13 protein-coding genes are annotated in these 12737 nt (G+C 57.6%); 7 read left to right on the top strand and 6 right to left on the bottom strand.

Annotation, left to right across the window (positions count from 1 at the left end):
- Positions 1-113: 113 nt before the first annotated feature.
- The 3 genes from hpnH to ACEPPP_RS03860 all read left to right on the top strand — a co-directional run bounded on the left by hpnH (position 114) and on the right by ACEPPP_RS03860 (position 3060).
- The gene (gene hpnH, locus ACEPPP_RS03870; protein ID WP_374089737.1) at positions 114-1220 is read left to right on the top strand and encodes an adenosyl-hopene transferase HpnH; all 1107 of its coding nucleotides are present in this window, start codon (positions 114-116) and stop codon (positions 1218-1220) included.
- A gap of 111 nt (positions 1221-1331) precedes the next feature.
- Entirely contained in the window at positions 1332-1949 is a 618-nt protein-coding gene (locus tag ACEPPP_RS03865) for an ABC transporter substrate-binding protein (RefSeq protein ID WP_374090881.1), read from the top strand.
- Between the two features lie 4 nt (positions 1950-1953).
- Entirely contained in the window at positions 1954-3060 is a 1107-nt protein-coding gene (locus ACEPPP_RS03860) for a VacJ family lipoprotein (protein WP_374089736.1), read from the top strand.
- Positions 3061-3098: 38 nt separating this feature from the next.
- On the opposite strand, the gene ACEPPP_RS03855 is transcribed toward ACEPPP_RS03860, so the two are convergent.
- From ACEPPP_RS03855 to ACEPPP_RS03840, 4 genes are all read right to left on the bottom strand, one after another.
- Positions 3099-3614 carry an adenine phosphoribosyltransferase gene (locus ACEPPP_RS03855; RefSeq protein WP_374089735.1) on the bottom strand — a complete coding sequence of 172 codons (516 nt, stop codon included), beginning with the start codon at positions 3612-3614 and terminating at the stop codon, positions 3099-3101.
- Between the two features lie 77 nt (positions 3615-3691).
- Positions 3692-5587 carry a 1-deoxy-D-xylulose-5-phosphate synthase gene (gene dxs, locus ACEPPP_RS03850; RefSeq protein WP_374089734.1) on the bottom strand — a complete coding sequence of 632 codons (1896 nt, stop codon included), beginning with the start codon at positions 5585-5587 and terminating at the stop codon, positions 3692-3694.
- 143 nt (positions 5588-5730) lie between these two features.
- On the bottom strand, positions 5731-6627 hold the full coding sequence (gene ispA, locus ACEPPP_RS03845; RefSeq protein ID WP_374089733.1) for a (2E,6E)-farnesyl diphosphate synthase: 897 nt from the start codon (positions 6625-6627) through the stop codon (positions 5731-5733).
- A complete protein-coding gene (locus ACEPPP_RS03840; RefSeq protein WP_024297876.1) occupies positions 6620-6853 on the bottom strand; it encodes an exodeoxyribonuclease VII small subunit in 234 nt (77 codons plus the stop codon). Before ACEPPP_RS03840 ends, ispA begins: the two co-directional genes overlap by 8 nt.
- A gap of 206 nt (positions 6854-7059) precedes the next feature.
- Between ACEPPP_RS03840 and creD the strand changes: the two genes are divergently transcribed.
- From creD to ACEPPP_RS03820, 4 genes are read left to right on the top strand one after another with little or no spacing between them, the layout of a single operon-like run.
- Complete coding sequence (gene creD / locus ACEPPP_RS03835) at positions 7060-8460, top strand: cell envelope integrity protein CreD (protein WP_374089732.1); 1401 nt, start codon at positions 7060-7062, stop codon at positions 8458-8460.
- The gene (locus ACEPPP_RS03830; protein WP_374089731.1) at positions 8453-8593 is read left to right on the top strand and encodes a hypothetical protein; all 141 of its coding nucleotides are present in this window, start codon (positions 8453-8455) and stop codon (positions 8591-8593) included. The genes creD and ACEPPP_RS03830 overlap by 8 nt, the downstream gene beginning before the upstream one ends.
- Before the next feature lie 16 nt (positions 8594-8609).
- A complete protein-coding gene (locus ACEPPP_RS03825; protein ID WP_374089730.1) occupies positions 8610-9302 on the top strand; it encodes a response regulator transcription factor in 693 nt (230 codons plus the stop codon).
- Entirely contained in the window at positions 9299-10930 is a 1632-nt protein-coding gene (locus ACEPPP_RS03820; RefSeq protein WP_374089729.1) for an ATP-binding protein, read from the top strand. The genes ACEPPP_RS03825 and ACEPPP_RS03820 overlap by 4 nt, the downstream gene beginning before the upstream one ends.
- Positions 10931-10954: 24 nt before the next feature.
- On the opposite strand, the gene ACEPPP_RS03815 is transcribed toward ACEPPP_RS03820, so the two are convergent.
- Complete coding sequence (locus ACEPPP_RS03815) at positions 10955-11623, bottom strand: TlpA family protein disulfide reductase (RefSeq protein WP_374089728.1); 669 nt, start codon at positions 11621-11623, stop codon at positions 10955-10957.
- On the bottom strand, positions 11623-12618 hold the full coding sequence (locus ACEPPP_RS03810) for a rhodanese-related sulfurtransferase (RefSeq protein ID WP_374089727.1): 996 nt from the start codon (positions 12616-12618) through the stop codon (positions 11623-11625). Before ACEPPP_RS03810 ends, ACEPPP_RS03815 begins: the two co-directional genes overlap by 1 nt.
- Between the last annotated feature and the right edge of the window lie 119 nt (positions 12619-12737).

Genomic DNA, 12737 nt, shown 5'->3' with positions numbered 1-12737 from the left:
TGTGTAGTGACCGAAATGTTGTTGGAGTGCAACAGTCGGCCCGCTGGCTGTTTTTGGATGGCGGGGCGAACACGTCCGCAATTATTTTTGATATTTATTTGGAGGGTTTGCTCGTGGGAGTTCCATTACGTCAACAGTTGACCGTAGGCAGTTATCTGCTCAAGCAAAAAATCAAGGGCGTCAAAAAATATCCTTTGGTGTTAATGCTGGAGCCGCTGTTTCGTTGTAACCTGGCTTGCGCCGGATGCGGTAAGATCGATTATCCGGACGAAATTCTCGACAAGCGTCTCTCTTATGAGGAATGCATGCAGGCGGTCGATGAATGCAATGCGCCGATGGTGTCGATTCCGGGCGGCGAGCCCTTGATTCACAAGGAAATGCCTCAAATCGTCGAAGGCATCATCGCACGCAAGAAATATGTGTATCTGTGCACGAATGCCTTGTTGTTGAAAAAACGGATCGGCGATTATAAGCCGTCCCCGTATCTGACTTTTTCGGTGCATTTGGATGGTCTGCGTGAGCGTCACGATGCGTCGGTGTGTCAGGAAGGCGTATTCGACCGCGCGGTCGAAGCGATCAAATTGGCGCTCGATAAGGGCTTCCGGGTTACCGTCAATTGCACGCTGTTTCAGGGCGAACAAGATCACGAAGTGGCCGAGTTTCTCGATTATGTGACCGAACTCGGCGTCGAAGGCGTCACGATCGCGCCGGGCTTCAGCTACGAGCGTGCACCGAGACAGGACGTGTTCATCAAAGGCCAGGAAGTCAAGGAGTTGTTCCGCGGCATTTTCCGGATCGGCAAGGAGAAGAAACGTAAATGGAAATTGAACCACTCCGCGCTGTATCTGGATTATTTGGCCGGCAATCAAAGCTATAACTGCACGCCGTGGGGCAATCCAACCCGCAACGTGTTCGGTTGGCAAAAGCCGTGCTATCTGCTGGCCGACGAAGGCAATGCGTCCAGCTTCAAGGAGTTGATCGAAACCACGCCGTGGGAAAAATACGGTACGGTGAATAATCCTAAGTGCGCAAACTGCATGGCGCATTGCGGCTACGAAGCGACCGCGGTCGAAGACATGCTGAAAAATCCGTTGAAAGGAATTTTGGCCGGGATCAAAGGTCCGAGGACCAGCGGCGACATGGTGCCTGAGCCCGCGCCGGTTTATACGGAAGCCAAACCGCAGGCGACTTTTTCCGGCATTCCTATCCGAGTCGAATAAGTCGGGATCGGTGGGGCTCGATTCGGTCGTTGCGCAGGGTGGCGTCGTAAGGCGCCGCCCTGCGGTCCGTTGTTAAGCATGCAATTTATGAAGATTCGAGATTTTAAGATGATGGTAGCAAAACAATCAAAATGGACGGCGGTACTGCTGTTAGTGCTGCTGGCGCCGGTCACGGCGTTTGCCGGAGCGGTTGGCGGTACGAGTGCGAGAGCGGTCGTCGAAAAGTTTCAGGCCGAATTGATCGAGGTGATGAAAAACGGCAAAACGCTAGGATATGCAGGCAGATATGATAAACTGGTCAAACCGGTATCGGAGAGCCATGATCTGGTCATGATTGCACGGGTCGTCGTCGGCAAGGAATGGGAAAAGCTGACCAGCGAGCAGCAGGACAAACTGGTCGATGTATTCAGTAAATTGAGCGTTGCGTCTTATGCGCATAATTTCAAGGAATACGGCGGCGAGTCGTTCGTTTTCGAAAGCGAAGAGCAAACGAAGCGCGGTGGCGTTGTCGTGCACTATCTGTTCAAGGTGCCGGATGAAAAGTCGCATAAGTTTGACTATTGGTTGAAGGAAAAAGGCGACAGTTGGCGCATCATCAATATTATTGCCGATGGCGTCAGTGATCTGGCCTTGAGAAGATCGGAATACACCACCATATTACAGCGTGAAGGATTCGACGCTTTAATCGCGAAGATCAACGAAAAGATAGATAATTATTCAAAGTTATAATCCCATGCTTATCAACAAAGCGCTTGGCGGCGGCCGCCCCTGCATTCCTTTATCTTCTGTTACCGCCTCGTTTGTTTTGGGCGCCGCGCTGGTTTTGACCGGCTGTGCCTCGACCGGCGAGAAAGCCGCCGCTGCGCAGGCCAATCCGGCCGATCCTTACGAGGATATCAACCGCAAGATCTTTGCCTTTAACGACAAGGTCGACAATTATGTTGCCGAGCCGGTGGCGAATGCCTATAAATGGGCCACTCCCGAATTCATGCAGACCGGCGTTGCGAATTTCTTCACCAACCTGAAGAACATCAATGTCGTACTGAATGACCTGATGCAGGCGAAATTTCAGCAAGGTGCCGCAGACACGGGGCGCTTCTTGATCAATACGACCGCCGGCGTCGGCGGCTTGTTCGATGTCGCCAAGCATGCGGGGCTCGAACAAAACGATGAGGACTTCGAACAAACCCTGGCGGTCTGGGGTGTGCCGCAAGGATCTTACCTGGTGCTGCCCTTCCTGGGTCCGTCAACGGCGCGCGGTATTCCGGGGTCGGTTTTCGATACTGCGGCGAACCCTGCGACTTATTTAGGCGGCATCGGTGTGCCGGTGTCGGTGGTCTCGATGGTGAATGCGCGCGCGAATGCGGATGGCGCTTTGAAATTCATCGACGAAGCGGCGCTCGATCCCTATGTGTTCACCCGCGAATCCTTTCTGCAATGGCGGCAGAATCTGGCGACCGACGGCAAGGCGGAGGCGAAGAGCGATTTAGCCGATCTCGAAGTCGATTTATTGGATGATGAGACGAGGTCCGGCGACGCCGCGAAGTCCAAGACGAATGAGACAGACGTTAAACCGGTAGAGGCGAAGCAGGGTCTTCCGGAACAAGGAATAGAAAAGTCCGCGCCACAGGTTCAGGGGGCTGCGAGCGCTGAGCCGGTCAAGGCTGCGGCGGTCTCTTCGGCGCCGGTTGTTGAAGCGCCTGCGGTTCAGAATGGCGGCGCGCATAGCCAGGCTTTCCTGGATGCGAAGAGCCAATATGAAAAGGCTCGTTTAGACTATCAAATGCTGCAAGCCGAAGGGGCGAAGAAAAAATCGCGCAAAACCCGCAAGGCGAAATAATTTCGCATCACACGAGCGGGTCTCACGGGCCCCGCTATTTAAAAATGCAGTAGGCTGTGGACCTGATAAGCATCCAGTCTTTCTCTGCCGTTCAAAAAATCCAGTTCCACGACGAAAGCGCAGGCGACGACCTTAGCGCCAAGCTTTTCGATCAGTTCGCAACTGGCCTTGGCGGTTCCGCCGGTCGCCAGCAAATCGTCGATCAATAATACCTTGTCATCCGGTTCGAATGCGTCGATATGCGCTTCGAGCACCGCCGAACCGTACTCCAGATCATACGAGACGCTTTGCACGTCATAAGGCAATTTGCCGGGCTTTCTGAGCGGAATGAACGGCAATCCCATTTCCCAGGCCACCAGCGAGCCGAAGATGAAACCGCGCGCTTCCATGCCGGCAATCGCGGTAATTTCGCTGCCCAAAAATGGCTGCATCAATTGATGCACCGACAACTTCAACGCGGCCGGGTCTTTGACCAGCGGCGTGATGTCTTTGAAGATGATGCCGGGTTTCGGGAAATCGGGAATGTCGCGGATTTTGCTGATTAAGCGGTCCATGGTTGGGTTTTTGGCTAAGGAGGTTTCAATATAAGGTTGGGTTGCCGTCTAGCCGCAACCCAACCGGCATCGCCGCATCAAACGGCAACGGCAAGTTCTTCCGGGGATAATTCAGGATAAAACGCCTCGATGCTTTTCGCGATGCCTTTCGCATCCAGGCCCGCGATCGCAAGCAATTCCTCGCGCGTGCCCTGTTCGATGAAGGCATCGGGCAGGCCGAGATTCAACACCGGCATCAGGATACGCTGCGCTTGCAGGTATTGGTTCACCGCGTTGCCGGCGCCGCCGGATAAGACGTTCTCTTCGATCGTGACCAGCATTTCATGGCTTTTGGTCAATTCCAGGATCAACGCCTCATCGAGTGGTTTGACGAAGCGCATGTTCACGACCGTCGCGCCGAACTGGTCGGCGGCTTTCAGGGCCGGCGCCACCATGCTGCCCCAGGCCAGAATCGCGATCTTGCTGCCCTGGCGGCGAATCTCGCCCTTGCCGATCGGCAGCGCGGTCATCATCTTTTGCACTTCGACGCCGGGTCCCTTGCCGCGCGGGTAGCGCACCGAGGCCGGGCCTTCGTGGATGAAGCCGGTATAGAGCATCTGCCGGCATTCGTTTTCGTCGGCCGGCGCCATGATTAGCAGGTTCGGGATGCAGCGCATGAAGCTGTAGTCGAAGCTGCCGGCATGGGTCGGGCCATCCGGGCCGACTAGACCTGCGCGGTCGAGCGCGAACAGTACGTCCAGGTTCTGAATCGCGACATCGTGAATCAGTTGGTCGTAGGCGCGTTGCAGGAAGGTCGAATAGATCGCGACGACCGGCTTCGCGCCCTGGCAGGCTTGGCCCGCGGCGAGCGTGACCGCATGCTGTTCGGCGATCGCGACGTCGAAATAGCGCTTCGGAAAGCGTTCGGAAAACTTGACCAGACCCGAGCCTTCGCGCATCGCCGGTGTGATGCCGAGGAGGCGCTCGTCCTGCTCTGCCATGTCGCAGAGCCAGTTGCCGAACACCTCGGTATAGGTCGGGTGCGGGGAGGGTGCCGATTTCGGCAGCGAATCCTTGGAAGGGTCGAAGGCCGGCACGCCATGGTAAGCGAGCGGGTCTTTCTCGGCCGGCGCATAGCCCTTGCCCTTCTTGGTCACGATGTGCAGCAGGCGCGGGCCGGGCATCGCCTTCAGGTTTTCGAGCGTAGCCACCAACACGTCGATGTCGTGGCCGTCGATCGGGCCGATGTAATTGAAGCCGAGCTCCTCGAACAAGGTGCCGGGCACCACCATGCCCTTGATATGTTCTTCGGTGCGGCGCGCAAGTTCCCAGGCGCTCGGTATGTTGCTGAGCACTTTCTTGCTTTCCTCGCGCACGGAGGAGTATAGGCGGCTCGACAGCACCTTGGTCAGATAATTGCTCATCGCGCCGACGTTCGGCGAGATCGACATCTCGTTGTCGTTCAGAATCACCAGCAGGTTCGCATCGATGCTGCCCGCATGGTTCATCGCCTCATAGGCCATGCCTCCGGTGATGCTGCCGTCGCCGATGATCGCGACCATCTGTTTGTTCTCGCCTTTCCGGGCCGAGGCGATCGCCATGCCCAGGGCCGCGCTGATCGAGGTGCTCGAATGGCCGACGCCGAAGGCGTCATATTCGCTTTCGGTGCGCGACGGGAATGCCGCGATGCCGCCGTGCGTGCGGATCGTGGTCATCCGCTCCTTGCGGCCGGTCAGAATCTTGTGCGGGTAGGCCTGATGGCCGACATCCCAGACCAACTGATCCTCCGGGGTATTGAATACATAGTGCAGCGCGACGGTCAATTCGACCGTGCCCAGGCCGGCCGAGAAATGGCCGCCGGAAATGCTGACCGTATGCGTCAAATAATCGCGCAGTTCTTTCGCCAGCGGCTTCAGCTGGCTTTTTCTGAGTTTGCGCAGGTCCGCGGGAAGATTGATGGTGTCTAAAATGGGGGTGTGGCCTGAATAATTCATCTCTAACTCGATTCCTTGCGGGGTCAAGGCGCGGGCGGTTGGGCAGCGCGCTGGTCAGCGCGTTCCAGCACGGCGATGCCGGCTGGAACGCGCAGTTTACCTTGCGATTATCCGATTTAAATCCTTACTGATCAAGTTGGGAATCAATGATCCCGCTCGATGATGTAAAGCGACAGGTCGCGGAGCAGGTCGGCCTCGCTGCCGAAGATACTCAGGCAATCGAGCGCTTTCTCGTGCAGTTCCTGGGCTTTTTGTTTCGCGCCGGCGAGTCCGAGCAAGGCCGGATAGGTCGGTTTATCGTTGTCCTTGTCCTTGCCCTGGGTCTTGCCGAGGGTCGCAGTGTCGCTTTCTTCGTCGAGGATGTCGTCCTTGACCTGGAACGAGAGGCCGATGCATTTGGCGTATTGATCGAGCTTGGAGGCGACCGAGGTATCGATATCGGCTCTGGCCAGGGTCGCAAGATTCACGCTCGCGCGGATCAGGGCGCCGGTCTTGTGAATGTGCATGTTTTCGAGCTCGGGCAGGTTCAGCTTGGTGCCGACCGAAGCCAGATCGATCGCCTGACCGCCGACCATGCCCATCGAGCCACTGGCCTTGGCCAGGGTCGTGATCATCTTGATCCGGTTTTCGGGACTGGCCGTGACCGTCGGATCGTGCGCAAGCACTTCAAAGGCCAGCGCCTGCAGCGCATCGCCGGTCAGGATCGCGGTGGCTTCGTCGAAAGCGACATGGCAGGTCGGTTTGCCGCGGCGCAAGTCATCGTCGTCCATCGCGGGCAGGTCGTCATGGATCAATGAATACACATGGATCAATTCGACCGCGCAGGCCGGGCCGTCGAGTTCTTCCGGCTCGATGCCGAGCGTCTTGCCGGTGCAGTAGGTCAGCAAGGGGCGCATCCGTTTGCCGCCGTCCAGCACGCAATAACGCATCGCCTGATGCAGTTTTTGCGGCAGGATGTTGTCGCTTGGCAGACGCGCTTCGAGCGCCCGTTCGACGCGGTTTTGGCAGAGGCTCAGGTATTCTTTTAACGCATTACTCATCAGTAAAAGGCTCCAGGGATGACGCGCCGTTCTTTTCCAATAAAATCTGAACTTTCTGTTCGGCCTCCTGCAAGGCCTGCTGGCAGGTGCGGGTTAGAAAAACGCCGCGTTCAAACGACTTCAGCGACTCTTCCAGCGAAATATCGCCCTGTTCGAGCTGGTTGACCAGCGCTTCGAGCTCGGCGAGCGAGTCTTCAAACAACGTCGGACTTTTCTTTTTCGGCATCGGGAAAAAACGGTTGCAAAAATAAATCGATAAATAAACCGCCCATTATATACGAAAGTGGCCGTCATTCGCTCTGAACTTACAGGACTTTCGGTCCTGCACGAAAACTGCACAATAAATCGCCGAAATTGCAAATCCCCGCCGCGTGATCTGCAAGGCGGCCGGGTAAATTTTGACATGACGATCAATCACAGGAGTCATCCGTCATGAAAAACAATTTTTATCTGAAACTGGGCGTTATTTTCGGCTTGATATTATTGCTGTTGATTCCGCGCGCCTATATCGGCGGCGTGGTCTATGAGCGGCAAGGCTGGCGGCAGCAGGCTTACGACAGCATCGGGCAAAGCTGGCCCGGCGCGCAAACGCTGGCGGGGCCGGTCTTGGTGCAACCTTATGTGCTGACCTATCACACCAAGGAAAAAATCATCGATGGCAACCGAAAAGAGAAGGAAATCGTGAAGGAAGCGACGCTGTCCGATGCGCTCTATCTGATTCCGGAACAGTTGCATGTCACCAGCGAGTTGACTAGCTCCGAACGCTACCGCGGGATTTACCAGGTGCCTGTCTATCAGAGCCAGGTCCAGGTTGCGGGCAAGTTCAACACGCAGCCGGTCCTGGATTTGCTGGCCCGGAACAAGGGCAACGCGATCCGCTTTGACAAGCCGCAGTTGAGCGTGCTGGTGCGCGATCAGCGCGGCGTGGTCGCACCCTCTGCATTGACCTGGGGGCAGTCCAGCCTGCCGTTCAAGCCGGGCGGCAATCTGCATGATGCGGCGGCCGGCATGCATGCGGCGCTGCCCGCGCTGAAACTGGAGCCCGCCGCAGAGAGCCTGCCGTTTGCGTTCAAACTGGAACTTCGGGGCATGCGAGCGATGAATTTCGCCTTGCTTGCGGCAGAGTCCGACGTCAGTCTGAAGGCGAACTGGCCGCATCCGAGCTTCACCGGTCAGTTGCTGCCGGAGACGCGCGAGATCGGCAAAGACGGCTTCAGCGCGGTCTGGCGCGCCTCGTCCTTTTCGTACAATGTCAGCGGCGCTCTGGATGCCTGCCGGAAAGGCAATTGCCTGGCTTTGCTCGACGCTGCGGTCGGTTTCGATTTGCTGAAGCCGGTCGATGTCTATCAGGAATCCGAACGCAGCATCAAATACGCGGAACTGTTCGTCGTGCTGACCTTCGTTGTGTTGATTCTGTTCGAACTGTTGAAAAAGTTGCGCGTGCATCCTATCCAGTATGCGCTGGTCGGCACCGCGCTGCTGATGTTCTATCTGCTGTTGATCGCGCTGTCCGAACATATCCGGTTTTTCTATGCATACCTGATCGGCGCGTTCGCCTGTACCGCCTTGTTGACCTGTTATTTCGGCGCGATACTGCGCAGCCGCAGATTCGGACTCGTGCTCGGTTTTGGTCTGTCGCTGCTGTATGCGGTGCTCTACGTGATCCTGCAGGCGGAAGATTATGCGATGCTGATGGGCAGCTTGCTGTTGTTCGGCGTGCTGGCCGGTTTGATGCTGGCGACGCGGCATCTCGACTGGTACCGGTTGACCGGGCAGGGCGATGCGGAAGCAACGGCGCAGTTGGCATCAGAAAAGGAGACGGCGCATGCGTAAAATCGGCAAGTTCGCGATGGTGGCTATCATCGTGGCACTCGGTTTTGTTTTCCCGGAAACCCACCGGATTCCGGTTTCGGAATGCCGAGCGGATGGCTTAGAATGTTCTATATTGATCCGCATGACTTTTTGACTGCTAAGGACGCCTGATGAGCAAACGCATACTCGTTGCCGACGACGATGCCCATATCCGGGACGTGATCGGCTTTGCGCTCGAAAAGGCCGGCATGCAGGTGTGGCAGGCCGAAGACGGACGGCGCGCGCTGGAGGCATTCCGTGCCGATCCTTGCGATCTGATAGTGCTCGACATCAACATGCCGGAGTTCGACGGCCTGGAAGTCTGCCGCGAAATCCGCAAACACTCCGATGTGCCGATCCTGTTTCTGTCTTCGCGCGACGACGAGATCGACCGGATACTCGGCCTCGAAATCGGCGGCGACGATTATGTGACCAAGCCTTTCAGCCCGCGCGAGCTGGTCGCCAGGGTCAATGTGATTCTGCGGCGCGCGCAGACTTTGCCGAAGGTAGTCGCACCTGAGTCGCTGTTGCGGCATGGCAGGCTCAGCGTTTTACCCTCCCAGCACAAGGTGCTGTGGGACGGCATCGCGGTCGGCCTGACCGCAACCGAATTCGCGATATTGCAGCTGTTGATCCGTCATCCTGCCCGCGTCTTCAGCCGCGACCGCATCATGCAGAGCGCCTACGACAACAACGTTTATGTCAGCGACCGCACGATCGACAGCCATATCCGCCATATCCGCCAGAAACTCGGCGAGGCGGGCTGCCGGGCCGCGATCGAGACCGTGCACGGCGTCGGCTATCAACTGGCCGGATGCGAGTGAGCTTCAGACTGCCGTTTTGGCGCCGCCGGCTGTTCCGTCTGCGCAATATCCTGTTGAGCGTGATGTTGATGGTGCTGGCGCTGCCGCTGGGCGGGCTGTATTTCTTCCGGATCTATGAAAACGAACTGGTGCAGCAGACCGAGCGGGAACTGATCGCGCAGGCGGCGGCCTTGTCCGCGAGTTATCGGCAGCTGCTGCGCAATCTGCAAACGAATGGTAAGCCCTATGGAAGGCAGCTGTCGGACCGCACCGACATCCAGGCCTATGCCGGAACCTATCCGTTGCCTCAGAGTGCCCCTTACGCGCCGATCTTTCCGGAACTGAGCCTGTTCGATACTATCCTTTCGCCGCGTCCCCCGGCGGCAGCCGCACAGGCTTTGCCCGACGAGCTGGCGCGCCGCGCCGGCCTGCTATTGCGCCCGGTCTTGCAGGATACGCAGCACATCACGTTGTCCGGCATCCGTTTGCTTGACCCGAACGGCATCGTAATCGCCGGGCGCGAGGAGGTCGGCGCATCGCTCGCGCATATCCCGGAAGTCGGGGAAGCCTTGCAAGGGCGCTATGCGAGTGTGATCCGTCAGCGCATCTCGGACGAACCGCCGCCGCCTTTGTATTCGATCAGCCGCGGCGCGAACATCCGCGTCTTCATCGCATTCCCGGTGCTCGAAAACGGCCGCCTGCAAGGCGTGTTCTATTTGTCGCGCACGCCGAACAATATCCTGAAACATCTCTACGCGGTCAAGGGCCGCGTGCTGCTGGCCGGTGTCAGTCTGTTGTTGATCGTGGTCACGATCGTGATGCTGGTCTCCTCGTCGATCGCGCGGCCGATCCGGGAGTTGATCCGGCAGACCGAAAAACTCAAAAGCGGCGAACAAAAAGTCATCGAGCCTTTGCAAAATCCGGTTACTCAGGAAATCGCCCAGCTTTCGGCGAGTTTTGCGGATATGTCACGGGCGCTCTCGGAGCGGACCGACTACATCCGCCGCTTCGCGACCCATGTCTCGCATGAATTCAAAACGCCGCTGACTTCGATCCAGGGTGCGCTGGAACTGTTGCAGGATCATCTCGACACGATGCCGGAGGAGCGCCGCCAACGCTTCATCGCAAATCTCCTGGCCGACACGCACCGGCTCAGGCAACTGGTCAACCGCCTGCTCGAACTCGCGCACGCGGATGCGACGCTGCCGAGCGGTCAGGAATGCTTATTGCCCGAAGTCGTCGGGCAACTGAAGCATCGCTATGCCGAACGCGGCCTGCTTATCGAACTGGACATGGCATCGGCGGCGCCGTTGCTGATCGCGCCGGAAGTGCTCGAGTTGGTGCTGGTCAACCTGTTCGAAAACAGCCTGCAACACGGCGCGGACCGGGTCAGGATTCATGCGGAGCGGCTGGATGAGGGGATGAAAATCGGCTTGCAGGACAACGGCGCGGGCATTTCGCGCGAGAATCGCAACAAAATCTTTACGCCTTTTTTCACGACGCGCCGAAACGCCGGCGGCACCGGCCTGGGGCTGGAGATTGCCGCCTCGCTGTTGAAAGCCTACGGCGCAGAAATCGAACTGGGCGAAAGCGGGCAGGGCGCGTTGTTTTGGCTGCGACTGCCTGCCTCCAAACGCGCGCCGGTGTGAGCCGGAGGCGTCTAAGCCGTCAGGTCATTCCTGCAACAACTGGACCACACGGCTTTCCAGGTCAGGAAAAGCGCCAAACTCGCAGGCGCGCAGCGCGCCTTGCTTGTCGACCAGGATCTGCGACGGCGTGCCTTTCAATTGAAAGCGTTCAAAAGTTTCCGCCCGATAGCGCAGCGATTCCAGATATTTCTCTACCTGTTGGATGACCTGCTGCCGATAGGCCTCCGGCTGCCGGTCGAAATTCGGCAAGCGGCCTTGGATGAAGGCGAGAATGTCATCGCCGGAGATTTCGCCCTGCCGCTCGCTCAATTGATCCATCGCCAACGGGAAAGGAATGCGGTACGGCAGGCGTCCTTGCACGAGTTTCCCATGCTGGCTCAGCGCCTTGAAGGTTTCGCCGATCACTTCGTTACGCTCGACCAGCAGGCGTAAATTTTCGAGCGTGTTTTTATCGAAATCCTCGAAGGCGGTCGCCACGCCGAGCACAGCCAAGCCGGCATCGGCATATTTGCGGTGCAATTCGATCGCTTCCGGCAACGCATAGAAAAAGCAGCCGGGACAGTTGACCTGAAACACCTCGACCAGCACCACGCGCCCCTTCAACTGCTCGAAATTGACCGGCACTCCCTGCACCCATTCGGAGACCGCCAATGACGGCGCCAGTTGTCCGATTTGCAGGGGCGTCTCGCTCATCAGCAGACCTCATCGAGCCGGCTTGCGGCTTGTTGCTCACGGCGCAGCTGTTTCGCTTCTCGTTTCGCACGCAGGCTTCTGGCCGCATCCGAACCGATATGCGCCTCGCCGCGCTGCCGCGCAAGCTGCATCTGCTTTTCACGCTCGCTGAAACGGCTTTTCTGTTCCTCGGTCAGTTTGCCGTGACAATGCGGGCAACTGACGCCTTTTTGATAGCGGGGGTCGGCCTTGTCAGCTGCGGTAATCGGCAGCCGGCAGGCATGGCATTGGTCATATTCGCCCTTTTGCAGCGCATGGTCGACCGTCACGCGCTCGTCGAAAACGAAGCATTCGCCCTGCCAGAGTGTGTTCTCGACCGGCACCTCTTCCAGATATTTCAGGATACCGCCTTGAAGATGATAGACCTCTTCGAAGCCTTGTTCCTTCAAATAGGCGGTCGATTTTTCGCAGCGTATGCCGCCGGTGCAAAACATCGCGACTTTCTTGTGCTGCGCAGGATCGAGATGGTCCTTGACGAACTGCGGAAACTCGCGGAAGCTTTCGGTCTGCGGATTGACCGCGTTTTTGAAGGTGCCGACCTGATATTCGTAGTCGTTGCGGGTGTCGATCAAAATCACTTCCGGATCCGAAATCAGGCGGTTCCAGTCGGCAGGCTTCACATAAGTGCCGACCACGCGCCGGGGATCGATGCCCTCGACGCCCATCGTGACGATCTCTTTCTTCAGTTTGACTTTGGTGCGGTTGAAAGGTGGCACGCCGGTGTAGGATTCCTTGGTGTCGATATCCGCGAGCCTCGGGTCGCTGCGCAGCCAGGCCAATACAGTGTCGATACCTTCGCGGGATCCTGCGACCGTGCCGTTGATGCCTTCCGAGGCCAACAGCAGGGTTCCCTTGACGCCGTTATTTTCCATGACCCGGTGCAAAGGCTGCCGCAGCTGCCCATGGTTTTCCAGGGTCACGAACTTGTACAGGGCGCAAACCACGATTTGAGACATTTGATTTCCTCGTTGTAAGCTGGAACGTAAATCCAGGACAAAAGAGGCGGATTATAGCCCGAAAATGCTCTACCGGGCTAGAGAGGCTCTGTCAAACGTCGGCTAAGTCGCTGATTTTT

Origin of the sequence: Methylomicrobium lacus (genome assembly GCF_041897535.1) — a bacterium.
Classification (GTDB): Bacteria; Pseudomonadota; Gammaproteobacteria; order Methylococcales; family Methylomonadaceae; genus Methylomicrobium; species Methylomicrobium lacus_A.
Note: the sequence above shows the minus strand (reverse complement) of the source record. Positions and strands in the feature narration are given on the sequence as shown.